This window comes from Chitinophaga skermanii, from assembly GCF_003259335.1.
Classification (GTDB): Bacteria; Bacteroidota; Bacteroidia; order Chitinophagales; family Chitinophagaceae; genus Chitinophaga; species Chitinophaga skermanii.
Map to the genome: position 1 here is coordinate 416,678 of NZ_QLLL01000002.1, position 24,475 is coordinate 441,152.

Here is a 24,475-nt window from a genome sequence, read left to right on the forward strand (position 1 = left end):
AGGGACTAAAATGCTTGAAATACTGTAGATTTAAATTCTATTTTCTTATCTATGATGAAAAAGTTTCTACACATCTACAGTATCATGGCCGTTTTGCTCGTTTTCAACGAAGCATCGGCGCAGCAATATCTTCCTTTGCCTCGCAATATAAGCAACGCCGTTAAAAATGGTACACGTACGCTAACCGGTCAACCCGGCCCACAATACTGGGTGAATAGTGCTGATTATCAAATGGAGATTTCTTTTGATCCTGCTACACGCGTAGTGAAAGGAACCCAAAAAATCATCTACCACAATAATAGCAAAGACTCTTTACGAACTTTGGTATTAAAATTATATCCCAACATTTATCAAAAAGGTGCCCCGCACGATCGTTTCATATCCCCTGCCGATCAAAACGATGGGGTGAAATTAACGCGTGTAATAGCCAATGGTAAAGCAGTATTTTCCAAACCTACTACGCCACGCGGTACTGTAACGAATATCGCTATTCCCATGCTGCGCAGCGGTGAAAGCGTACAATTGGAAATCGATTATAATTACGAACTCAATAAAGGCTCCCATAACCGTACGGGGCAAGTAGACTCCGGCGCTTTCTTTATCGCTTATTCCTTCCCAAGAATAGCCGTGTATGATGATATTGATGGTTGGGATAGAAATACTTATGTAGGGCAAGACGAGTTTTACAACGACAATTCCAACTTCGATGTGAAAGTAACCGTACCTGCCAGTTACGCGGTATGGGCAACAGGTGATTTATTGAATGCCAAAGAAGTATTTCAACCCGCGGTAGCAGAAAGACTAGCAAAAGCGGAGATATCCGACGATATTATTACCGTAATTGACAGTACAGATGTGGCTGCCGGTAACGTGGTACAACCCAATGCCAGCAACACCTTCCATTTCAACGCGAAAAACGTTCCCGATTTTGCCTTTGCTGTAAGTAATCATTATATGTGGCATAGTTCGAGTGTAGAAGTAGATCCTACTACGAAACGTCGTACCCGTGTAGATGCCGTATTTAACAAAGCACACAAAGATTATTTCGAAGTAATTGATTTTGCACGCGCCACCGTGTACAACATGAGCTATAAATTCCCAGCATGGCCTTACCCGTATGCGCACGAAACCGTGTTCGACGGGCTTGATCAAATGGAATACCCGATGATGGTGAATGACAACCCTACTTCCAGCAAACAAGAAGGCATAGAGTTAACAGTGCACGAAATTTTCCATACGATGTTCCCTTTCTATATGGGCATTAACGAAACCAAGTATGCCTGGATGGATGAAGGTTGGGCTTCTGTTGGAGAATGGATTATCTCACCCTTGATTGATACTACCATTATCGACGATTACGGTATTGCCCCTTATAGTGGCGCTGCGGGTAATGAAATTGATTTACCCATCATTAACTTAACCGTGAAGCAAAACGCTTCCAGTTATTTCTTGAATGCCTATGCAAAGCCTGCAATGGGTTACTATTACGTAAGAGATTTACTGGGTGCCGAAAAATTCAATAAGGCTTTACATCACTACATCAAATCGTGGAACGGCAAACACCCTACACCAACAGATTTCTTTTATAGCATGAATGAAGGCAGTGGTATGAACCTTAACTGGTTCTGGAAGAAATGGTTCTATGAAGACGGGTTCCCCGATTTAGCCATCAGTAACGTGAAAAAGAATAATAACCAATACACGGTAACGGTTGCTTCGAAAGGAACGAAGCCTGTGCCGGTAACCTTACATATTAACTTTGCCGATGGCACAAGTCAGAAAATGCACAAAACCATCGCTTGTTGGGAAAAAGGCGAGAAATCGACCGTATTCACCTTCACAACTACGAAGGAAGTGAACGAGATGGTAGTGGGTAATGTGCATGTATCGGACGTAAACCCGGCCGATAATACCTACAAAATGGTAAAATTGAAAGGTTCAAGATAATTTCGGCAAGTTTTTCCCGTTTCCTACGGTAAAACACTATACTTTTGCATTTCCCGGCGATATTGGATCTTAACAATGTAGCTGATTTTTACAAGTAGATTATTACTGGTCACATCTTAAGGTGTTATAAATTCCAGTTAAACCAACCAGGTAAACAGTACATTGCTTCGAACGAATAGATTTTGGTTGAGGATGTATTAACTATTTACTTTACAGTAAGCGGTTCTACGCCGGGAAATTTTTCTTTTTAAGGCTCCACTTTGAATTCCGGGTTATAAATCACCCCCAACACATTATTCCAAGGATCACGCACACTGGCTACAACAATCTCGCCTCCAACATTTTGCGGTGTTTCGTGCGGTTCGGCACCCAATGAAATCAATCTTTCATACGTACCTACGGCATCTTCAACGCCCCAATAGGTAACTACATTATCTGCCAGCACATTTACTTCATTTACAGGCTGTAAGCCCAACTCGTAGCCCCCGATGTTGAAGCCAATATAGAAGGGTTCATCGAAATATGGGATGGTATCGAATACGCGGCTGTACCAATCTTTAGCGGCTTGCATGTCGGTTACTTTGTAAATAGTGGTTCTAAGGCCGAGAAAAGGTTGTTGCATCGTCATGATTTTATACTTTTTTGCGTGAAATTTTCGTTTAGAATACGATAATATTTGTAATTTACCGGTAATCTGTCACACTTTTAACGTTATGAAAAGGTACCTACTACTGTTACTGCTACTGGCAGCAAATACTTCGTGGGCATTTGCGCAGCCGGAACTTCAAGAAAACAACCGTGTTCAATTACCTTGCCGAATTCTTTTGGAGCAACGCGTCTTTTCTGGGCCCCTGTATATCGTTCAATTAGTCAATCCACAAACGAATAAAATTGACTCTAGTTTCGAACTGGATGTGAAATCGTTTTCATTGATTGATACCGCGAAGATATTAAGCATGGAGGTGAAGAAAAGTAGCGATGCACTGTCGGCCCTTTATGGTAGCCGGGCTGTAAACGGTGTCATATTGATTACCATGCCAAGCACCACGCAGTTTTTAACGTTCGACGATTTGTTGTTCCGTTATAAAATTCCAAGGAAATATCATTCCTTGCCTTTGTGCGTGAATAACCGTTTAGTGGAGTCTTCAGAACGCTTTATAGCAGATGCATCGGTGATTAACAATGTACAGGTGACGAAGGAAATTTATTCACCCGAAATCATCCGCGACCCGCAGCAGTTGTACTTAAACATTACAACCTTGCCGCCTAAAAAACGCTCATAACAACACAACAATATAGCTATACAAGGATGAATTTTCTTATTCATCCTTTTTTTGTGCCCGCTCATAAAAGATATTGTACTTACAAAAGGCGTTTACTTACATTCGTTCCAGCCAAAATCTATTTATCAAATGAAAACATCTCATCACCTGCTCGCGCTGGGATTATTTCTATTGCCAACAATATCCCAGGCACAAGAGAAATTCGACGAACAAATGATCGCTAAAATCCGTGAAGAAGGCTTACAACGCTCGAAAGTAATGGATATCGCGTTCCAGTTAACCGATGTAAACGGCCCTCGCTTAACCGCCACAGCCGGCTACATGAAAGCTGCCAATTACGCTAAAAAACAATTGGGCGATTGGGGTTTAACCAATACGCAAGTAGACCCTTGGGGCGAATTTGGTAAAGGTTGGGAATTGAAAAAATCATACCTCGCGTTAACTGCACCTTACTACAAACCTATTATTGCTTATCCTAAAAGCTGGACTGCCAGCACAAAAGGAACACAATCGGTAGAAGTGGTGGTAGTGAGTGCTGCAGAAGGCGATACATTGCTAGCCGCTTACAAAGGTAAACTGAAAGGCAAGTTGATCTTAATTGATGCAACAGGTTCTTACAAGCAAAGCTTTAAACCAGATGCCACCCGTTATGCCGATGAAGACTTGCAAAAAATGGCTGAAGCCACCATGCCTCCTGCACAAACAGGTGGGCCGCGTGTAGCACAAGGTTCATTCCCTAAACCTGCACCGGGTGAATTATTCATCTCAATGCATCCTGCAGCCTTACGCAACTTAAAAGCCATGGCGAAAAGCGAGGGAGCCGTTGGGTTCTTAAGCACTACAACCCGTGCGCACGACGGTACTTTGTTTGTACAAGGCGCCGGTTCTTACAAGAAAGATGATCCTGAAAATATGCTGGATGTAGTGATTGGTATTGAAGACTATTTGCCAATTGTTCGTTTAGCAGCGGCGAAAGTACCTGTGAAATTGGATGTTGATATGCAATCCATTTTCCAAACAAAAGACTTACAAGGTTATAACGTTATCGCTGAAATTAAAGGAACAGACCCTAAGTTAGCCGATGAAGTAGTGATGTTGGGTGGTCACCTCGATTCATGGCACAGCTCTACCGGTGCTACAGATAACGCGGCAGGTTGTGCAGTTATGATGGAAGCGGTAAGAATTTTAAAAGCTGTAGGTGCACAACCTCGTAGAACTATCCGTATTGCATTATGGAGCGGTGAAGAACAAGGCTTATTGGGTTCTCGTGCTTATGTAAAGAAAACCTTTGCAGATCGTGCTGATATGAAGTTGTTACCTGCCCACGAGAAATTCTCGGCTTATTACAACCTTGATAATGGTACCGGCAAAATTCGTGGTATTTATTTGCAACAGAACGAAGCATGTGCTCCTATCTTCAAATCGTGGTTAGCGCCGTTTGCCGATTTAGGTGCAGCCACTGTAACTATCCGCAATACAGGTGGTACCGATCACCAAAGCTTTGATGCCGTAGGTTTACCGGGCTTCCAGTTTATCCAAGATGGTATGGAATACAACACGCGTACACACCATACCAACGTTGACAGCTACGATCACCTAAGTGCCGACGATCTGAAACAAGCAGCTACGATTGTTGCTGCTATGGTATACAACACTGCGCAAAGAGACGAGAAATTGCCACGTAAAGCTTTACCAGCTGCACAAGCCGATAGAAGACCGTAATCTCTTTTTATAGCTATATTAAAACAGCCGACTCTACTTTGTAAAGTCGGCTGTTTTTGTTTGCAACAAAAGCGTAATCAAGCTGTTAATATAGTTGTGATATTGCCAATTACATCACGGAAGCGACTATACGAAACTCAACGCTATGCATGCAAACACCCTTGTACATAAACTCTGGATGGCTTTTACAGGTTTATTTCTTTGCTTTTTCCTCGTTATACACCTGCTGGGGAACTTACAATTATTGCTCCCGGCAGAACGAGCACAACTACAATTCAACGCGTATTCCCATTTATTATCGGGTAACATACTTATCAAAATCATCTCCTACGTTTTATACGCAAGTATTATCCTACATGTTGTATATGCCTTGATCATTACGCTGCAGAACCGGGCTGCGAATGACAAAGGCTATGCGAAAGATAACCGTGGGCAGGTGAGTAAATGGTATAGTAGGAATATGGGCGTATTGGGAACTATTATTTTAATTTTTCTCGTTATCCATTTCCGCGATTATTGGTATGTGTACAAGTTTGGGCATTTGCCTTTGGATAGTAACGGCGATAAAGATTTATACACCTTGGTGGTAAGCTCTTTTCAAGAAGGATGGTATGTGTGTTTGTACGTGTTGTGTATGTGGGCATTGGGCTTCCATTTGTTGCATGGCTTTTATAGTGCTACGCGTACATTGGGGGTATACCATCCGAAGTATGTACGCTGGTTAAAGCAGTTCGGCTGGCTGTACACGGGTTGTATCACGTTGGGTTTTACCCTTATTCCTATTTACGTATACTTTGTAAATCATTAACCATGGCGCTTGATCCAAAAATCCCGCAAGGCGAGCTCGACAAAAAATGGTCGCATTACAAAGCCACTGCCAAGCTAGTAAACCCTGCCAACCGCAGAAAGTTAGACATCATTGTGATTGGTGCAGGATTAGCCGGTAGTTCGGCAGCTGCCTCCTTGGCCGAGCAAGGGTATCATATCAAATGTTTCTGTTTTCACGATACCCCTCGCCGCGCACACTCCGTAGCAGCACAAGGTGGCGTAAATGCCTGTAAGAATTACCATAACGACGGCGATAATATCTTCCGCATGTTCTACGACACGCTGAAAGGCGGTGATTTTAGAGCACGAGAAGCCAATGTATACCGCTTAGCAGAATGTTCTGCAAACCTAATTGACCAAGCCGTGGCGCAAGGTGTGCCTTTTGCCCGTGAATATGGTGGTTATTTAGCGAACCGTTCTTTCGGTGGCGTGCAAGTATCGCGTACGTTTTATGCACGTGGGCAAACGGGGCAACAATTACTATTGGGCGCTTACCAAGCACTCATGCGGCAAGTGGCGGCCGAGCAAGTACAGATGTTTACGCGCCACGAGATGCTAGATGTGGTATTAATTGATGGGAAAGCAAAAGGCGTGATTGTACGCAATATGGATACAGGCGAAATTGAACGGCATGGCGCACACGCGGTGATTTTAGCGACCGGTGGTTTCGGAAAAATATACTACCTCTCTACCCTGGCCATGGCTTGCAATGGAAGTGCCATTTGGCGTGCTTATAAGAAAGGCGCTTATATGGGTAATCCAAGTTGGACACAAATTCATCCTACTTCCTTGCCACAATCGGGCGAGAACCAGTCGAAATTGACGTTAATGTCGGAATCGTTACGGAATGACGGTAGGATTTGGGTACCTAAAGCGGCGAATGACAACCGTACGGCGAATAGTATTCCTGAAGGGGAAAGGGATTATTATTTAGAAAGAAAGTATCCCGCGTTTGGGAACTTGGCGCCTAGGGATATTGCCAGTCGTGCTGCGAAAGAACGTATAGATGCTGGCTATGGTGTGGGGCCAACGCACAACGCTGTATACTTAGATTTTAGCAAAGCTTTAGCCGAGCAAGGCGAGAAAAAGATAACAGCGAAATATGGCAACCTATTCCGCATGTATGAAAAGATTACGGGCATTAATGCTTATAAAGAACCCATGCGTATTTCACCGGCAGCACATTTTTCTATGGGTGGCTTGTGGGTAGACTATGAATTGATGACAACGATTCCCGGGTTATTTGCATTGGGAGAAGCGAATTTTGCCGATCATGGCGCGAACCGTTTAGGAGCGAACTCATTATTACAAGCGTGCGTAGATGGTTATTTTGTAGCACCCATTACAGTACCGAATTACTTAGCGGGGGAAATACGTGCAGCGAAGGTGGATATAAACGACGAAGCATTTGCTATTGCTGAGAAGAATGTACGTCAACAAATAGACACGCTATTGGCTATTAAGGGTACCCAACCGGCCGATCATTTCCATAAACAACTGGGAAGAATCTTATACGATAAATGTGGCCTCTCCCGCTCTGCCGAAGGCTTACAACAAGCCATTGCCGAGATACGCGATTTACGTGCATCATTCTATATCGATTTAACCATACCCGGCACAGGCAACGAAATCAATAGCGAACTAGAAAAAGCACTCCGCGTAGCCGATTACCTAGAAATTGGCGAACTGATGTGTATCGATGCACTGAATAGAAACGAATCCTGCGGAGCACACTTCCGCGAAGAATATCAAACACCCGATGGAGAGGCCATGCGCGATGATGCACATTATGCATACGTTTCCGCTTGGCAATACGACGGCCCTGGGTTGCCGCCTATCCTCAACAAAGAAAACCTACACTTCGAATTTGTGCAACCTACTGTACGCAACTATAAATAAGTTAAACAATTATTGATATGCAAGTATTCCTCAAAATATGGCGACAAGCAGGCCCAAGCGATGCAGGTAAACTAGTAGATTATTCCTTAGATAATATCAGCGAAGAAATGTCGTTTTTAGACATGTTAGACACGTTGAATGATATGCTTACCCGTAAAGGTGAAATGCCCGTAGAATTTGATCACGATTGTAGAGAAGGGATTTGCGGACAATGTGGCGTAATGATTAATGGTAGAGCTCATGGTCCTTTAAAGAATACGACTACCTGCCAATTACATATGCGCAGTTTTAAAAATGGCGACACAATTTACATCGAACCTTTCCGCGCCAGTTCATTCCCTATTAAACGCGATTTAAAAGTAGATCGTAGTGCTTTTGATAAAATCATCCAATCGGGTGGGTTTATTACGGAAAGAACGGGGCAAGCACCTGAAGCGAATGATATTCCTATCCCCTTTGAAACAGCAGAAGAAGCATTTGATGCTGCTGCTTGTATTGGTTGCGGGGCTTGTGTAGCGGTGTGTAAGAATTCCAGTGCTGCTTTATTTACAGCCGCAAAAATTACCCACCTAGCACTTTTACCACAAGGGAAATACGAATCACAAAAACGCGTGCTGAACATGGTGAACACCATGGACGAACAAGGCTTCGGGCATTGTAGCAATACGGAAGCTTGCGAAGCAGAATGCCCACAACAAATTTCCGTATTACACATTGCACGTATGAATTATGAATTCAACAAAGCACTTGTGCTAAAGAAATAATTAAGGGGTGATTTTATTGAAGAACGAATCGACATACCGCTCGTCGGGCGAAAAGTGTCGGCCCCATTTGATTTTCCCATCTTCAAAAGCCCATACCACGCACCAAAACCCATCGAAGTCGGTAATACCCGATTCGGTACGCCAGGTATGTTGTGCTTCTACTAGGTATTTATCGTTAATTCCCATTACCAACGGCTCTCCTTCCATATTGAGTAAACTCATGGCATCGAAAAACTTCACAATACCCTCTACTCCTTTATGAATACCGGCGAATGGATGGTTACCCGGGAAAAACCATTGCGCATCGCTTGTAAAAACCTTGGCGATCTCGTTCATATCATGCTTGCCGTAAGCTTCGTAAAACTTGTGTATAATGGCTAAATTTGGGTGTTCCATCTGCGTCCAATTTAAGTGTATAACAAGTATGTATCACGGTAGGTTTTGCAAAAAACACACCAAAAAAAGGCAAAGCTTTCGCCTTGCCTTTCATAAGTTATTGTAAGAGAGCATCTGCAAACCGCCAATTTGTTTTAAAATCACGCGGCAGCTTTTCTTTCATGATAATCGCACGGAACATTTCATTCGGAATAGCATTCTGTTGCAAATACGTATCGTGGAATTCGCGGACAGGCACTTTTCCTTTTGCCACCATTTCATTATACAAAGCACGCAATTGCAAACCACCCATCATATAGGCAATTTGGTATAATGGCCCGTAATTGCCTTCAAAAGAACGACGTACTTCCGATGTGGCACTGTGGCGTTCATGACCAACACGATCTACTAAGAAATCGATGCATTGTTGGGGCGTCCATTTTCCTAAATGGTAGTTTAGAGAGAAGATAATGCGGGCACAACGGTGCATTCTCCAGAACAAGGCACCTACCTTTTCTTCCGGTGTAGCGTGGAAACCTTTATCCCATAACAACATCTCCCAATACAAGGCCCAACCTTCAATAGAGAACGGCGTAGTAAAACGTTGACGATAGGTTTTGTAACGGGCATTCATGAAACCTTGTAAATTATGCCCTGGTATTAATTCATGGAACACGGTAGCATGAGCAAAACCGTAGTTGTTACTGCGTAAACTCATGTGTTTTGTTTTGTCGTCCATTTCATCTGTTGGGTAAGCGATGAGAATCGATTCGCCCCCTAAAAAGAAGGGTGCAAAGCGCTGTTGTTCGGCCGTTAACATGCTCATACGCCATACTTCGCGGGCTAAGGTTGGAATGGTGACTAATTTTGCAGAATCTACATACCGAATCGCTTCTTCCGCTAAACGGTTAATGAGAGCGGGTTGTAAACCTGGTGCTACATAGTTTTCCTTTACTTTATCTAAAGCTTTCTTCCAATCTTTTCCAAATCCCATGGATGCAGCGGCTTTCAACATTTCAGCGTCGCACCATGCAAATTCTTTATTGGCAATAGCAACGAGTTCTTCTGCTGAATAAGGTATCATTTCGTATTGCAATAGATCCTTTAATGCCTCGCTTCCGATCGGTGTGCCTTTAATACCTGAGCCGTCATCTTTAAACCCGGCAGGTGTTGTTGCAGCTTGTGAACGCACGAAGCCAGCATATTTTTTAAGCATCGAATCTGCATCGTGGTAGGGTTTATTTACCCACCAAGTGTATTGCGGGTTGTAACCATTGTAGAAGTCGAACGTGTTTTGCAAACCGTAGCGTAACGATTCGATAACTTGCACAGCTTTACCGGCTTGGGCTTGTGTTAATGGCGTTTTAGTATTGATGAGTTGTTGAATCTCTTTCTGGATGCTATTCATGGTGGTAGCATCGGCTTCGGGATTTGGCGTATTCCCACGCCTACGCGCTTTTTGGAGAGTGATAATTTTATCTGCGAAAGGCACCACGTTGGCAATCTCTTTGTACGCTTTTTCATCGTTGCGCAAATCGAGTTGCAATTTATCGATCCGGCGTTTGAGTAGAATGTAATCTACTTGGTCGTCGATATCGAATTTACTATAAGGAAGCTTGGATAATTGTTGTAATTGCTCGTTGTAATAGGTATTCATACGACCGAAGTACTCGGGGCTATCTTTGAAGATATAGACCTTCTGTAAATCGTTGATATCGCGTTCAAAGGTTTGAATAATACCCGGCATGGTATGATCCGTAATTTGCTGCGCTTCGGTTGAAAGGAAGGCAGCTGTGCAGATGGCATAGAGTCCTACTAGTTTTTTCATGCGGTAGAATTGATTTCCTACCTAAAGTAATACCCTTGTTTCGCTCTTGCAAGTTATGGTTAAGATTGGTAAACAGGAGGATAATTTACCGTTGGTTTTTGAAGGGTTGGAGTATTTGGTGCAGGCCATTGGTACGAATTACACACATGGTTTCGAGGAGCATGCCGATTTTGCCTTTCGGGAAACCTTGCATTTGAAACCATTGGAGGTACGATTCGGGAAGGTCGCAGATGCGGGTATCTTTATACTTGCCGAAGGGCATTTTCGTTGTCACGAGTTCTTTTAGCGTGTTGGGATCGGGTCCGAATGACATGTTTTCTTTCATTGCCCGCAAATATGCAGTATTCTTCGAACAATCCATCTAAAAAATTAGCCGGTAGCATCCCTACTACCGGCTCTACCCTTTCCTTTCGGTTAACAAATGCAGCATCTTCTAATTATATCGTTATCCTAACTTTAAATACACCAATAGCCTCATGTTCTTCATATTCTACACCACTTTCTAAGATCAATTGCGAAGAGAACCTGCTGAGTTTGAAGGTACCCATGAGGAAGTTTTTTGTTTTACGAAGAACGTTTAGGTTACCAATACTAGGGGCAGCGGAACCACCGGCCGTTGCGTAAAAACTTTTGAAGAAATAGTTCGAGCTACGTTGGTATTCAAAGAATACAGTGGTGCTCCAAGGTTTATCACCCGTTGGTTCTCCCAACCAAGTAAGTGTAGATGTTGGATAGCCGTTGGCATCTGCCACGGCAGAAAATTGTTGTTTACCATCTTTTGAGAACCCGGTGGTTGTACCCATCAGTTGCCATTGGTCGTTATCCAATTTAATAGCAATCCCTTCTTGTGCGGTGAATACTTGGGCTAATACTAAGCCCGTAGCTCCGTTATTAAGTTTCAGTCGTACAGCTACGGTAGCGGGCTGGTTGTTGTAAGCATTGGGGGCGGTATAATTACCATGTGCGCCGTTGCCTACGATCGCTCCCGGCCCAGCTAATTCCCAGCCGGCAATCAACTTCGCACTAATATCGTTTTGCCCGCTCCTGATGTAGCTGTTTTTGCCTGCTGTTGTTAAAGGAGCCAATAGGTCCTTATCATCTACATCAAAATAGCATTTTACAGCCATAGGGAGTGTTTCACCCAGTTCTGCAAACGATACATTGGGTTCGAGGAAGATGGATTCAAAGAAACTCCAATCGCCCAAGCGCCTTGTTTTAATGCTAACTGTTTTCTTTTGTTTGTCAATTGTTACACCGCCTACGGCTGCCCATTTTCTTTCATCGTCTTGGAACGCAATGCCCAGCGCTTCTGGAAAAGTATGGAGTAGGTCGTGATCTGTATAGGTAAATGTAATGGTAGCGGGTTTGTATAATGCTTGTTGCGGTGTAATACGAAAGGCGGCGCCTAAGCCGGCCAAGTTGGTATTGGTAATTTTGGCTATTTTAATTTCTTGGGGAACCAATAATGCTTCTGGTGGAAATTCGATCGAAATTCGACTATCCATAAAGGTAAGCTTACCACCTTGTGGCCCGATGGTGCGTGATACGGAATAACCGGCAAATTCGCCGATGGGACGTACAATACCTTTAGCGGCGCTATTATCGACAGTATCGGTTGGCGGGTTACCTCCACCACCGTTCCCGTTACCTGGATTAGTGGGGTTGCTAACCGGGTCTTTACTACAAGCGAGCAAGAGGAGCATACTAGCACAGTAAATAATATACTTTTTCATGTTGTTTATGCGAATTGGGGGTGATTTTTTACCTTTTTGCGGTAGGTGCAACAAAAGTAAAACAGGCAAAAGGGGAATTTCTCAGTAGAAACACGGGAACTTGGCGTTAAGGAGTTAACACATTTTAGGTATTTTTTAGGGGCCTAAAATACGAGTCCTCCAAATTGCCACCAAACCCAATACCACGCTCATTTACAACTAAATAAAAAAAGCATTTTCACACTATTTTAACAAGTTAAAAACAACCCTATAATCCAATACAGCAAAGGGTTTCAATTCAATTCAACATAAAAAAAAGGCACCAAAACGGCTACCATGGCCAATCCACCCTAAAAAAAGTATACATTTTATATTTTTTATAGGCAAGTTTTATAGTATTTAATTAAAAATAACCTCCAAAACATCGATTTATATAACCAAGCGGCCTACATGCCATTAGATTTTCTAAAAGGATTTGCAGTTTTTGTTGGACAATTTTCAAGGATTTGCAAGGATCAAAAACTTTTAACAATTTTACATGGTCAATACGACATCAACAATGGACGACTATCACATATTTCCTCTTTTAGAAACTCTTTCTGAAAATTGCATATACAATACCTCACCACCGTTAATGCAATAACCTTCAGCCAAAAGAACGCTCACGGTCAATATTACCTGTAATAGTATTTTCCCGCTGCCAAAAAAGACATGATGTAACCAAATTCACAATGGTCGCAAATAGGATCACTATGTTTACAACTTTCATTTTGCTGTTTATCGTTTTCGTACTAGTTACCCTGTAACTAAAGGGGCTTTTATTTATTTAACCTAACACTTGTAATTCTAAACACTTAATCAACATCTTCCATGGAGAAACATGACATTCTCAAATGGGCTTTGCTCATTGGGCTGCCCTTACTATGCCTATTACTGTACAAAGTAATCCTCCGCGTTTTCTTCGGCGTGGTAATCGTTCCCGAAGACAGGATAGGACTGGTCACGAAGAAATTCGTACTCCTCGGCAAACAAGAATTGCCGGAAGGCCGCATCATTGCTACACAAGGACAAGCAGGTTTCCAAGCGCAAACTCTTGCGCCGGGTATCTACTTCTGGAAATGGTTTTGGCAGTACGAAATCACGTTCCAATCGTTCACCATTATTCCAACAGGTAAAATTGGCCTCGTGTTGGCGAAAGATGGTGCCGAGCTGGAAACCGGTCATATCCTAGCTCGCAAAGTGGCCTGCGACTCGTTCCAAGATGCCCAAGCTTTCTTAGAAGGCGGTGGTGCGAAAGGTCGACAAACAGCCATCATGACGCCCGGTTCCTACCGTATCAATACCTTCCTGTTCGAGGTAGAGATGACGGATATGTTGAACATCCCGGAAAACACGGTGGGCATTATGACCACTTTAGAGGGTAAAGCCATCGAAGAAGGATCGATTGCCGGTAAGTTCATCCCCAATCACAACAACTTCCAAAACGTGGATGCCTTCTTGGAAAATGGTGGTTACAAGGGTTTACAAGAACAAGTGATCCTTGCCGGTTCTTACTTCATTAACCCATGGTTTGCGAAGTTGGAAATTGTAAGAATGACGGAGATTTCTATCGGTCATGTTGGTGTGGTGATTTCATACGTTGGGCAGGATGGTGTGGACCTGAGCGGCGTGGAATTCAAGCACGGTAACATCGTGGCGAAGTCGTCAAAAGGTGTATGGGCAGAACCATTAGGACCTGGTAAATATCCTATCAATCCCTATATCATGAAGGTAGAGCTAGTGCCTACCACGAACCTGGTCCTTAACTGGGCAGCAGCTAGAAGCGAGGCGCATCAACTCGATAAAAACTTGTCGACAATAACCGTTCGATCAAAAGACGGTTTTACATTTAACCTAGACGTCTCGCAAATCATCCACATCCCTACGTTTGAGGCCCCAAAAGTGATCGCTCGCTTCGGCAACATGAGCAACCTTGTTACACAAGTTTTAGAACCTACAATTGGTAACTATTTCCGTAACAGTGCACAAGATGCAGACGCTATTGACTTCTTAAAAAGTCGTAAAGAACGTCAAGAGGCAGCGAGGTTACACATTGGTCGTGTGCTCGAGCAGTACAACGTACATGGCGTAGACACATTGATCGGTGACATTGTTCCTCCGGATAGTTTGATGAAAACGCTCACCGATCGTAAGATCGCGGAGGAACAAAAAGTAACCTTTGAAACCCAAAGAAAAGCCCAGGAAACAAGGCAGCTCTTGGAGAAAGAAACAGCGATCGCAGAAATGCAAAAAGACATCGTAAAAGCCGACCAGGGTGTATTAATTGCTGAAAGAATAGCCGATGCTTCTGTAAAGAAAGCTACCGGTGACGCGAACAGCGTACGTTTACAAGCGACCGCGGAAGGTGACCGTTTGAAATTACTTGCAACAGGTGAGGCGGAGAAAGTGAGATTATTGGCCAAAGCGGAAGCAGAAAAAACAGAATTGTTAGCACGTGCCGAAGCAGAGAAAATTTCCTTAACCGGTAACGCGGAAGCAGAAAAGATAATGGCGATTGGTAAATCGAGCGCTGAATCGTACCGCTTAGCTGTAGAGGCAATGGGTGGCGACAACTTTACCCAATTGAAAGTAATGGAAGCCATCGGTGAACAGCAAGTGCGCATCATGCCGGAAGTATTAATCAACGGCCATGGTGGAGATGGTTCGAACGGCCCGATTAGTGGCTTATTAGGATTGCGTTTATTGGATGAAGTAGCCAAGAAGAACACGCCCAAAGCTGAACCACCGAGTGAAGTGTAACCGTTGAACTGTTTTGTTTTAGTTTTTGCTTATAAGGAGCCTGGATTATTCTAGGCTCCTTTTTTTTATTGATATTTGAATATCGTTCATTTAATTTAGTAGATATGTTACTTGAATTTTCTGTTGCTAATTATCTTTCAATTAAAGACAAGGTTACTTCCCCCCTCTTTTATTCTAATTAATATTTTTGTACCTTACCCCCATTCAACCAAAGTCACACTATGCTACGATTTTTATGTACTGCGCTAATGAGCGTTTCGCTCATTCCGTATAGCTATGCGCAAAAATCTATCTTATTGAAAAATGGGCATGTAGTCGATGTAGAGCAAGGTAAAATCCTACAACAAACAGATGTATTAATTGAGGGCGAGCGTATTGTGAAAGTGATGCCCAACATTTCGGCCGACCAGGCCAACACTACGATCTTCGATTTGAAAGGGAAATATATTGTTCCCGGGATGATCGATATGCATGTGCATTTACCAGGGCCGGAAGGCGAAGATATCCCGATGAAAGATTTCATGCGGATGTCGCTTGCTTCGGGTATTACAAGTATTCGGAGTATGCGGGGGCATGCCGACCAATTACCCATTCAAGATAGTGTAAGGAAGGGATTTTTGATGGGCCCTTCCATGTACTTAGCGAGCCCTGCATTCCGGGAAGATTCTGCCCATGTGCTTTTCAAAGATATTCCTACAGCGATAGAACGCTATAAATCCCAAGGCTTCCAATACATCAAGTATCTCAGCGGGAAAACGCCGGGCTATTACGATTCCGTGTATAAATACGCCCAATTAGCTAACATGCCCCTCGTTGGTCATGCACCTCCGGGTGGCCTAAAACAGGCGGCGATCCAATCACCCCTCAGTGTAGAACATATCGATGCATTACTGGCGGTGTACCTCAAAGACCCGGCACAGTTTACATCGCTCATGAAAGCATGCGAGGAGAAGAACGTGTTTTTCTGTCCAGATGTGTACTGGTATCTTGTTACTTACCAAGTATTGCCCTTGCACTACTTGCAAAAGAAACCCGGGCTTTCACAATTGCCACCTGCCATCGTAGAGGATTGGTCCAACCGCTACACCAAAGTGAAAGCGCGCATGTCGCCCACCGATTATACAGCGATGCAAACTAAGTGGCAAAAACAAATCGATGCTACATTGAAGATGTTGAAAGCCATGAATGCTGAAGGTATAAAATTACTCATTAGCCCTGGCGATGGTGAGTTCATTATTCCAGGCAATAGCTATTACGACGAACTATACTATTTCAAATTAGCAGGCATTCCTAGTGCCGATATTCTAAAAGCGGCTACTATTAACGCGGCACAAGCCTTACACGACGATGCCAATATTGGTAGTATCAAAGAAGGAAAATATGCCGATATCCTGGTTGTAAAAGATAACCCGTTGCAGAACATTATTGCTATGGTATACCCGCAAATGGTTATTGTACGCAACAGGTATATTAGCGCATCGGGCGAGTTAGCCGACGTATTGCAATAAGGTGTTGTCCATCATGTCAAAGAACGCACAGTACTGTATATGCGTAATTACATGATGAAATTAAGGTGATAAGCTGAAGTAAAAAAACACCGTGCCGGTTTATGCCGCTTTTGACCGCTTTTGACCGGAAAATGCCGCTTTCTGCCGGTTTATGCCGGAAAATGCCGGTTTTTGCCGGTTTTCTTCGCTATTCTTTACTGGATAATGCTTTGGTAATTCTAGGCTTCTTCCTTCTCGCCTCCTTCGGGGCCGAAGAAGAATACCCAAGTTGCAAAGTCGTCTGTAAAATCTTGGAAACGGTGTTCTGCGAAGGCAGGTACAAATATGAAATCACCCGGCTGGAAGGTTTGTATTTTTCCTTGTAAATAGAAATTGCCGGTGCCGGAAATCACAACATAGATCTCGTCGCGTGTATGGGGTGTTTGATGGTCTTGCCCATGGGGTTTATACACTTCTACCAATAAGGAACCGTGCTGAAATAAAGGTGCAAATAGTTTGTGTTCTTCGCGGAGCTTTTGTAAAGCGTTTTGGGCTGGAATTTGCATATGGTAACGGGTTGAGCTGAACAATCATAACGTTATACCGAATATAAGCTATACCGGGTACTTCGCAAAATTAATCAACCCGCAAGTAAGAGGGCCGCGGTTTCGCATATTAAACCCGGCCCCCTACAAGCTCTCGACTTAACAAACAGGACGTTCCACCGTTCACCTATTTGCTGTCAAAAAGAACTTGCGGTTGTTTTATTTTAAATGGTTGGGTTGGCTGCGTAAGCGCTCCACAATTCATCTACCGTTTTACCGGTATACTCTTTCCATAAGCCATCGTTATACTTAGCAGAACGAAGGGCTGCATCCATTTTCACAACTACTCCTTTCTTCACTTTCTTTTCAATCCACAATAAAAAGCGCGCTGTTACACGGTAAGCATTGGTGTAATGTTGTTGCGCATCGAAGTTAGGTAAGCGCCAATTGGCTGCTTCGTTCGATTTACCGATGGTAGCACGTACATAATCGGCAATACCTTCTGTTAACCACCCTGGACCCGCATCACCTGGGTACGATTGTACTACGTGCATTACTTCGTGGGTTACCACGTCGATGTCGTTCGGAGAACGATCAAACCATTTTGGATTGAAACGGATTATACCATCGCTAGCTGCTGCTACGGCTGTATACTTTGGATCGATGATGAAGGTAACCGTCTTCATTGTTTTCTTGTTGTACACCTTTGCTTCCGCAGGGTATACTTCGAAGTAACGGTTAATCAATTGCTTGGAAATGTCTTCACTAAAGCCGGGCTGCATGTTGATGAATACCAACGTGTAACCTTTTTTTGTAATGGTATCGCTGTTCACGATATCGGCAGGGTTAATGTACTTCCAATCACTTTGCGCATGCGTCATGGTGTGAAGTCCTAATAGTAAACCGGCTGCTAAAACCACTTTTTTCATAAAAAACAGGTGTTATTTTTAATATTGATTGGGCAAAGGCGTGGCCAGGACAACCTAGTTTACTAGGTTGCCCGAACGCCTTTTATCATTAAAATTTGTTGCTTATTTATCCGTGGTCATGGAGTAAGGGAAATCAGCTGCATTCACACCACGCGTGGTTTGCGGCTTGTTACTCATCACAGCATCTAACTGGCCGCCTTTGAGGATATCGAAATGACTAATATAGTTTTTCGAATATTCGCGACCGTTTAATTTCAATTGCTTGATGTAGAGATTTTCTTCGCTGTTATTAGGGGCATTGATCACGAATGATTTACCGTTTTCTAATTTCAACGTTACTTTCTTAAAGAGTGGTGTACCCATTACGTATTGATCGGTCCCTGGGCAAACTGGGTAGAAGCCCATTGCAGAGAATACGTACCAAGCGCTGGTTTGACCATTATCTTCGTCACCACAATAACCGTCTGGTGTAGGTTTGTATAATTTCGCCATGGCTTCACGTACCCAATATTGCGTTTTCCACGGTTCGCCGGCATAGTTATACAAGTAAAGCATATGCTGGATCGGTTGGTTACCATGTGCATATTGGCCCATGTTAGCGATTTGCATTTCACGGATTTCGTGGATTACACCACCGTAATAGCTATCGTCGAATACCGGTGGCATTACGAATACAGAATCTAACATGTTCACGAATTCTTTCTTACCACCCATTAAGTCGATCAAACCTTGCACATCATGGAACACGCTCCAGCTGTAGTGCCAGCTATTACCTTCTGTAAAGGCATCACCCCATTTGAATGGATTGAAAGGAGTTTGGAACTCGCCGTTTTCGTTCTTACCACGCATTAATTTGTGGGTAGGATCGTACAAGTTGCGGTAGTTCTGTGAACGCTTCTTATATAAATCGATTTCTGCTTGTGGTTTGTTCAACGCTTTCGCTAGTTTGTAGATCGTGAAATCGTCGTATGCATACTCCAATGTACGGGCAGCATTCTCGTTGATGTTTACATCATAAGGCACATAACCCAATGTGTTATAGTACTTCACACCTAAACGACCCACCGCGCCTATCGGGCCTTCGTTATTGGCATCTTTTACTAAAGCTTCATACAAGGTATTGATATCGTACCCACGTAAGCCTTTCAAGTAAGCATCCGCTACAACAGAAGCAGAGTTATTACCCACCATAATATCGCGGTAACCTGGGCTTGACCATTCTGGCAACCAGCCACCTTCTTTATAATCGTTCACCAAGCCTTGTTGCATTTCTACGTTGATGCTTGGGTATACTAAGTTCAAGAAAGGATATAATGCACGGAAAGTATCCCAGAATCCTGTACCGCCGAACATATGTCCCGGTTCTACTTTACCATTGTAAGGCGAGTAGTGTACCATTTTACCTGTAGCATCATACTCGTACAATTTCAATGGGAAGAACAAGGCACGGTATAAAGTTGAATAGAATGTACGTACTTGGTCAACTGTACCACCTTCTACTTCGATGCGGCTTAATGTTTTGTTCCAAGTAGCTTTTGCTTTCGCTTTTACTTGGTCGAAGCTATCGTTACCCAATTCTTTCAAATTCAGTTCCGCTTGTTCAATGCTGATGAAGGAAGAAGCTACGCGTGCATTCACTTGTTGACCACGGTGTGTTACTTTGAACTTCACCACGGAACCTACGTGCTTACCTGTTAACTCTAAAGCTTGGTTAGCAGCTTTATCTTCCCAAGTGAATGAACCTTCAAACGGCGTATCGAACACTATTACGAAGTAGTTCTTAAAATTCTTTGGTACACCACCGCTATTGCGCGTGCTATAACCAACGATTTTATTTTCGTTTGGAATGACTTTGATGTAAGAACCTCTATCGAATGCATCTACTACCACAAAAGCACCTTCAGTTTTCGGGAAGGTAAAACGGAAAGCAGCTGCACGTTCTGTAGGCGTAATTTCAGTGGTTACGTTATGGTCGGCCAAGTAAACGCTGTAGTAATAAGGTTTTACTACTTCTGCTTTGTGCGAGAACCAGCTAGCGCGTTCATCTTCTGTAAATTTCGGCGAACCGGTTACAGGCATAATAGAGAACATACCGTAGTCGTTCATCCATGGCGAAGGTTGGTGCGTTTGCTTGAAACCGCGAATATGTGTACCACTGTAGGTATACTGCCAGCCGTCGCCCATTTTACCGGTTTGCGGTGTCCAGAAGTTCATACCCCATGGCAAGGCTATCGTGGGGTAAGTGTTACCATTCGATAAGCCCCCTTCACTGGAGGTACCCATTAAGGGGTTGATCCATTCAACAGGATCGGTTACTTTGTTGACATACTGCGCCTGTAGGCTGAAAGGGATGAAGGCGAGTAATGCTAAAAATTTCCTTTTCACGAGCTCTTTTAAATTATGTTCGACAATCGTTTACTGCGCAGCTTTAACGGGCGCAATCTCTAAAACCATATTCACCAGTCCCAAGTCTTCATGCGGCGTATCGGCATGTGCCAATTTCCAGTTGACAGGGAAATATTGTTGGTGTTGCATGTTTACATTCGGCAATGTTTTCACATAACCTACTTGCGGGATATTGAAATCGATATTTGCTACGATCTTCTTCTGGAAGTTGTTGAAGAATTTCACGGCTAATTGATTCGTGCCCTTTACTAAATGCAACAGGATGTAATGATCTACACTTTCTTTCTTCGCCAAGTTGTTACCGATCAGCGCTTGTTGCCCGTTCAGGAACACTATTACGCCGTCGCCACTGGTTACTTTCACCAATACACTTTGCTCGATCGGCGATTCTACAATCTGCATAGCGTAATAAGCGGTTAACGGCCCTGCTTGTAATTCAGCAATTTGACCATTTTGCCATTCTGCTTTTGGCACCCATGTTTTACCATTGGCGTTGGGCCATGGTTTGTTGATATCTACGTTTTCTAAGCTACCATGTGTGCCTGTGATACCGGAGTATAACGGGCCTTGTAGGTAGATAGGGCTCAATTTCAACTGGGCCACATTGTTTGGCAGCAGGAATTTACCCGTGGTATCGAATTGAATCGTTTCTGTTTTATTACCCAATTGTAAATCGATCGATTTACCAATTTCTTCGGCGCTATAGTACAACTTCGCGGTATACTCGTTAGTGGCTGCCGGTGCTAATGTGTACGCGTTTTTGATCGTGCTTTGATAACGCGTGTTATAGTCGTTACCGGTAGAGCTGTAGAACTTGAACGCGTCGGCACCATTGAGCCAAATGGGTTGGTTATTGATGGCTTTTACGTTTACCGGTGGTACGGTAAAACCTTTCGGCATCTCTAACACCACTACTTTGAAATCTTCCAGCACGGTTACTTCTTTCGGTATTACGATGGTAACACCATCGGGGGTAGCCGTTGCTTTGCACTTGATATTGTCACCTAGCACGAAGCTTTTGCCTACGGTGCCTTTTAAACCGGGTAATACGATGGTATTATTCTCCGGCTGGCGCATGATGTGTAAATATATTTTGTTGTTCTTCGTCGTAATACTGCCCCAATTGAACGGTACATGGAACGGGTCTGGTTGCGTGCTGTAGATGGCTTCACCATTTTTTGTTAACCACGCTCCCATTCTTCTCAAAATACTGTCTTCGTAAGGCACTACGCTACCATCGCCTTTCGGCCCAATGTTCAGCAAGAAGTTACCACCACGGCTAGCTACGCGGATGAGGCTGGTTAGCTTTTCGTGGTACTTTTCGTTGGCCGGTACACGTACTTGCCAAGAGCGGTAGCCCCAAGTTTCGTCGAAAAACGAGGCAGGACTTTGCCAAGGTACACCAATAGCATAATCCGGTTCTTGGTTATCACCCATTACATCGAAATCGCCGCGGTTGTTACCGATCCTAGAACCGATCATGCAGTTCGGTTGTAAACGGTGTACCAAGTCGCGCATTTCTTGGCTTTGGGCAACACTCATCGATCCCATATCGAACCACAATTCGCTAACAGGTCCATAGTTGGTGAGCAACTCGGTGACCTGCTTTTTGTTGAATTCGTGGTGTTCCGGGGTAATGAAATCGCTGTTATGACTGGAAATTGGCATGGCTTGCGGAAAATGCCAGTCGATTAGCGAGAAATACAAAGCAAAGCGTAAACCGTGCTTGGCACAGGCTTCCGACAATCCTTTGAGAATATCTTTTTTATACGGTGTAGCATCTACCACGTCGAAATCCGAATACGCCGTGTTGTACATGCTAAAGCCGTCGTGGTGCTTTGACGTGATAACAATAGAACGCATACCTGCCGCTTTGGCTAAGAGGGCGATACTATCGGGGTTCCATTTCGTAGGATTGAAACTGTTGGCTACATGGGCATACGTATCACTGTAAATACCGGCATGTGCTTGGATTTGTTCGCTTAAACCGCGACTAATATTCTTTCCATCCCAAACGCCTCCTAATTGCGAATACATCCCAAAATGGATAAACATCGAAAACTTCTGATCTTTCCACTGTTGTAACGCTGCCGAATCAATTTGCGCGGATGCTTTTCCCGATGCAAACAGTAGGCATAGCGCAATAAATCCTTTGATTTTTTTCATGTCGTTGTTAAAACTATTTACAATTTGAACGGGAAAAGGTATCATTTTCTACGCAGTATTAAAAACCATTCCTCAAAAACCTGTCAAACATGAATACAGGCAAGAGTTTCGTGGCTTTATAATTGTTCGTAGTCCGATATAATACTATTCTATCAAAAAGTAATACAATTTACGTTGGCTTGTTACAGAGGCGAGCGTTCTACTCCCCTACAGTTGGCAGTTTCCTCGAATTCCGTAAAATTAAGACAGAATAAGATGAATAGTTGTCAACGGACTTCAAACAAATTGTTAACGGATTTTAAAGGCACTTTTCCGTGTGTGGTAAGGGAAAATGCCCATAGCTTCTTATCTTGCAGTGATCAACCTAGGTATGAAATTATCCATTACTGCGTATAAAGTTATTTCGATCGTAAGCTTCCTGATTTTGTCGACGCTCCAGTTCGTGCTTGTGTACAATACATACAAGCTTACAGACGAGCGCTATTTTTTCAATGAACGAAAGACAATGGATACGGCTTATGGGAAAACCATTATCAACGACATTCTCTTTCCCGGTGGTGGCAAGGTGATGGACAAATACATTTACCCCAACATGCATACCCTCGAAGTATTGCACGATCAGGATACAGCGGCTTTCAACCAGTATAAAGCGCTATTGGTGGATAGTATTTTCACCATGCTACGAGCCAATAGTAACATGGATAGCGTGATGCACATGATTATCCAAAAGAATGGCCTCAGTGAGAAATTGGAATATGCCCTCCATTTCGATTTAGTAGATATCAGTTTCAAGAAAAACCAGTACGTCAATATCTTCAACTATAATTCGCCCCAGAAATCTCGCTTATCGCTTATTTCCGGTACTTTACAAACACCATCCAATAAGAACAAAATATCTACCGTTACCGTCACCAGCCCGGCAGACTATACCACCCGCGTATCTTTCAGTCTATATGCCGATATAAGCAACAGGAGCATGGTAATTTTACAAAGAATGCTTCCTACCCTTGTTATCAGCTTGTTTTCCTTGTTCTGCGTGGTGTTGCTCTTCTTTATTACGTTTAGGAATTGGGTGAAGCAAAAGCAGCTATCCGAAATGAAGTCGGACTTTATCAATAGCATGTCGCATGAATTAAATACGCCGTTGGCAGCGATTATTGTAGCGAATAAGGGGCTACAAAACGAGCAGATTCTAGAAAACAAGGCACAAGTACGCTCACTCACCGATGTAATCAACCGTCAAAGTGAACGTCTTAAAAAACTGATCGGGCAAGTGTTGGATATTACACGCAGTAACCAAGTTGTACTTCAAAAAGAGCCTCTCATCTTACAAAATGCCTTGCAAGAAATTATATCCGATTACCGTTATAAAATCACAGATCCCAGCATTCAAATGACCGGGGTATTGGCGGAAGGAGAAGATACAATTGAAGCAGATCGATTTTGGTTAACAACGATCCTTGTAAACTTGATAGAAAATGCGATTAAGTACAATGATCAGCCCAATAAAGTAGTGAATATCTTACTTAGACGGGGGAAAAAGCATTTATATATCGAGGTGGCAGATAACGGGATCGGCATTCCCAGCAACATACAATCGCATATATTCGATAAATTTTACCGCGCACAAACCAACCTTAAAACGAACAATGGCTTGGGGCTCGACCTTGGACTGGGACTATTTAATGTACAACAGGCGGTACTGGCACATGGATGGAGCATTTCCGTTACTAGTAAACCTGGGCAAGGCAGCACCTTTATTGTTCGAATTCCTAATAAATAACT

The 24,475-nt window shown here is 43.3% G+C and carries 18 protein-coding genes; 9 read left to right on the plus strand and 9 right to left on the minus strand.

Annotated elements, in window-relative coordinates; all coding sequences use genetic code 11:
- Positions 1-51 precede the first annotated feature (51 nt).
- Complete coding sequence (locus LX64_RS05770) at positions 52-1,947, plus strand: M1 family metallopeptidase (protein ID WP_158538540.1); 1,896 nt, start codon at positions 52-54, stop codon at positions 1,945-1,947.
- A gap of 247 nt (positions 1,948-2,194) precedes the next feature.
- Here LX64_RS05770 and LX64_RS05775 read toward each other — a convergent pair whose 3' ends face one another.
- Positions 2,195-2,569: a VOC family protein gene (locus LX64_RS05775; RefSeq protein ID WP_111597045.1), complete on the minus strand. Its 375-nt coding sequence runs from the start codon at positions 2,567-2,569 to the stop codon at positions 2,195-2,197.
- Between the two features lie 91 nt (positions 2,570-2,660).
- Here LX64_RS05775 and LX64_RS05780 point away from each other — a divergent pair, with 91 nt between their 5' ends.
- The 5 genes from LX64_RS05780 (at position 2,661) to LX64_RS05800 (ending at position 8,443) form a co-directional block, all read left to right on the plus strand.
- Entirely contained in the window at positions 2,661-3,230 is a 570-nt protein-coding gene (locus LX64_RS05780; protein ID WP_111596668.1) for a hypothetical protein, read from the plus strand.
- Positions 3,231-3,359: 129 nt separating this feature from the next.
- Positions 3,360-4,952 carry a M28 family metallopeptidase gene (locus tag LX64_RS05785; RefSeq protein ID WP_111597046.1) on the plus strand — a complete coding sequence of 531 codons (1,593 nt, stop codon included), beginning with the start codon at positions 3,360-3,362 and terminating at the stop codon, positions 4,950-4,952.
- A 145-nt stretch (positions 4,953-5,097) separates the two neighbouring features.
- A complete protein-coding gene (locus tag LX64_RS05790) occupies positions 5,098-5,760 on the plus strand; it encodes a succinate dehydrogenase cytochrome b subunit (RefSeq protein WP_111596669.1) in 663 nt (220 codons plus the stop codon).
- 2 nt (positions 5,761-5,762) lie between these two features.
- Positions 5,763-7,679, plus strand: coding sequence for a fumarate reductase/succinate dehydrogenase flavoprotein subunit (locus LX64_RS05795; protein ID WP_111596670.1), 1,917 nt, complete (start codon positions 5,763-5,765; stop codon positions 7,677-7,679).
- A gap of 17 nt (positions 7,680-7,696) precedes the next feature.
- The gene (locus tag LX64_RS05800) at positions 7,697-8,443 is read left to right on the plus strand and encodes a succinate dehydrogenase/fumarate reductase iron-sulfur subunit (protein ID WP_111596671.1); all 747 of its coding nucleotides are present in this window, start codon (positions 7,697-7,699) and stop codon (positions 8,441-8,443) included.
- On the opposite strand, the gene LX64_RS05805 is transcribed toward LX64_RS05800, so the two are convergent.
- The 4 genes from LX64_RS05805 to LX64_RS05820 all read right to left on the minus strand — a co-directional run bounded on the left by LX64_RS05805 (position 8,444) and on the right by LX64_RS05820 (position 12,379).
- Positions 8,444-8,839 (minus strand): nuclear transport factor 2 family protein, encoded by a 396-nt coding sequence (locus LX64_RS05805; protein ID WP_111596672.1) that lies wholly within the window; start codon positions 8,837-8,839, stop codon positions 8,444-8,446. It abuts the gene before it with no gap.
- A gap of 97 nt (positions 8,840-8,936) precedes the next feature.
- Complete coding sequence (locus LX64_RS05810) at positions 8,937-10,646, minus strand: DUF885 family protein (RefSeq protein WP_111596673.1); 1,710 nt, start codon at positions 10,644-10,646, stop codon at positions 8,937-8,939.
- A gap of 85 nt (positions 10,647-10,731) precedes the next feature.
- Positions 10,732-10,971 (minus strand): DUF3820 family protein, encoded by a 240-nt coding sequence (locus LX64_RS05815; protein WP_111597047.1) that lies wholly within the window; start codon positions 10,969-10,971, stop codon positions 10,732-10,734.
- 112 nt (positions 10,972-11,083) lie between these two features.
- Positions 11,084-12,379 (minus strand): hypothetical protein, encoded by a 1,296-nt coding sequence (locus LX64_RS05820; RefSeq protein ID WP_148707206.1) that lies wholly within the window; start codon positions 12,377-12,379, stop codon positions 11,084-11,086.
- 849 nt (positions 12,380-13,228) lie between these two features.
- Here LX64_RS05820 and LX64_RS05825 point away from each other — a divergent pair.
- Both LX64_RS05825 and LX64_RS05830 read left to right on the plus strand, forming a co-directional pair.
- Positions 13,229-15,157, plus strand: coding sequence for an SPFH domain-containing protein (locus LX64_RS05825; protein ID WP_111596675.1), 1,929 nt, complete (start codon positions 13,229-13,231; stop codon positions 15,155-15,157).
- Positions 15,158-15,378: 221 nt separating this feature from the next.
- Positions 15,379-16,665, plus strand: coding sequence for an amidohydrolase family protein (locus LX64_RS05830; protein WP_111596676.1), 1,287 nt, complete (start codon positions 15,379-15,381; stop codon positions 16,663-16,665).
- 218 nt (positions 16,666-16,883) lie between these two features.
- On the opposite strand, the gene LX64_RS05835 is transcribed toward LX64_RS05830, so the two are convergent.
- The 4 genes from LX64_RS05835 to LX64_RS05850 all read right to left on the minus strand — a co-directional run bounded on the left by LX64_RS05835 (position 16,884) and on the right by LX64_RS05850 (position 22,690).
- A complete protein-coding gene (locus tag LX64_RS05835; protein WP_111596677.1) occupies positions 16,884-17,210 on the minus strand; it encodes a cupin domain-containing protein in 327 nt (108 codons plus the stop codon).
- Between the two features lie 203 nt (positions 17,211-17,413).
- Positions 17,414-18,118: a basic secretory protein-like protein gene (locus LX64_RS05840; protein WP_111596678.1), complete on the minus strand. Its 705-nt coding sequence runs from the start codon at positions 18,116-18,118 to the stop codon at positions 17,414-17,416.
- Between the two features lie 102 nt (positions 18,119-18,220).
- Positions 18,221-20,503, minus strand: coding sequence for a GH92 family glycosyl hydrolase (locus LX64_RS05845; RefSeq protein WP_111596679.1), 2,283 nt, complete (start codon positions 20,501-20,503; stop codon positions 18,221-18,223).
- A gap of 30 nt (positions 20,504-20,533) precedes the next feature.
- Positions 20,534-22,690 carry an alpha-L-fucosidase gene (locus tag LX64_RS05850; RefSeq protein WP_158538541.1) on the minus strand — a complete coding sequence of 719 codons (2,157 nt, stop codon included), beginning with the start codon at positions 22,688-22,690 and terminating at the stop codon, positions 20,534-20,536.
- A 370-nt stretch (positions 22,691-23,060) separates the two neighbouring features.
- On the opposite strand from LX64_RS05850, the gene LX64_RS05855 reads away from it, so the two are divergent.
- Positions 23,061-24,473, plus strand: a complete 1,413-nt coding sequence (locus LX64_RS05855) for a sensor histidine kinase (RefSeq protein WP_158538542.1) — start codon at positions 23,061-23,063, stop codon at positions 24,471-24,473.
- The last annotated feature ends 2 nt before the right edge of the window (positions 24,474-24,475 follow it).

Bases quoted from the DNA above. Each gene is read 5' to 3' on its own strand.
- LX64_RS05855 (WP_158538542.1), top strand. From the start codon at position 23,061: ATGAAATTATCCATTACTGCGTATAAAGTTATTTCGATCGTAAGCTTC.
- LX64_RS05820 (WP_148707206.1), bottom strand. From the start codon at position 12,379: ATGAAAAAGTATATTATTTACTGTGCTAGTATGCTCCTCTTGCTCGCT.
- LX64_RS05795 (WP_111596670.1), top strand. From the start codon at position 5,763: ATGGCGCTTGATCCAAAAATCCCGCAAGGCGAGCTCGACAAAAAATGG.
- LX64_RS05830 (WP_111596676.1), top strand. From the start codon at position 15,379: ATGCTACGATTTTTATGTACTGCGCTAATGAGCGTTTCGCTCATTCCG.
- LX64_RS05775 (WP_111597045.1), bottom strand. From the start codon at position 2,569: ATGCAACAACCTTTTCTCGGCCTTAGAACCACTATTTACAAAGTAACC.
- LX64_RS05835 (WP_111596677.1), bottom strand. From the start codon at position 17,210: ATGCAAATTCCAGCCCAAAACGCTTTACAAAAGCTCCGCGAAGAACAC.
- LX64_RS05850 (WP_158538541.1), bottom strand. From the start codon at position 22,690: ATGAAAAAAATCAAAGGATTTATTGCGCTATGCCTACTGTTTGCATCG.
- LX64_RS05825 (WP_111596675.1), top strand. From the start codon at position 13,229: ATGGAGAAACATGACATTCTCAAATGGGCTTTGCTCATTGGGCTGCCC.
- LX64_RS05810 (WP_111596673.1), bottom strand. From the start codon at position 10,646: ATGAAAAAACTAGTAGGACTCTATGCCATCTGCACAGCTGCCTTCCTT.
- LX64_RS05815 (WP_111597047.1), bottom strand. From the start codon at position 10,971: ATGAAAGAAAACATGTCATTCGGACCCGATCCCAACACGCTAAAAGAA.
- LX64_RS05780 (WP_111596668.1), top strand. From the start codon at position 2,661: ATGAAAAGGTACCTACTACTGTTACTGCTACTGGCAGCAAATACTTCG.
- LX64_RS05800 (WP_111596671.1), top strand. From the start codon at position 7,697: ATGCAAGTATTCCTCAAAATATGGCGACAAGCAGGCCCAAGCGATGCA.
- LX64_RS05770 (WP_158538540.1), top strand. From the start codon at position 52: ATGATGAAAAAGTTTCTACACATCTACAGTATCATGGCCGTTTTGCTC.
- LX64_RS05805 (WP_111596672.1), bottom strand. From the start codon at position 8,839: ATGGAACACCCAAATTTAGCCATTATACACAAGTTTTACGAAGCTTAC.
- LX64_RS05840 (WP_111596678.1), bottom strand. From the start codon at position 18,118: ATGAAAAAAGTGGTTTTAGCAGCCGGTTTACTATTAGGACTTCACACC.
- LX64_RS05785 (WP_111597046.1), top strand. From the start codon at position 3,360: ATGAAAACATCTCATCACCTGCTCGCGCTGGGATTATTTCTATTGCCA.
- LX64_RS05790 (WP_111596669.1), top strand. From the start codon at position 5,098: ATGCATGCAAACACCCTTGTACATAAACTCTGGATGGCTTTTACAGGT.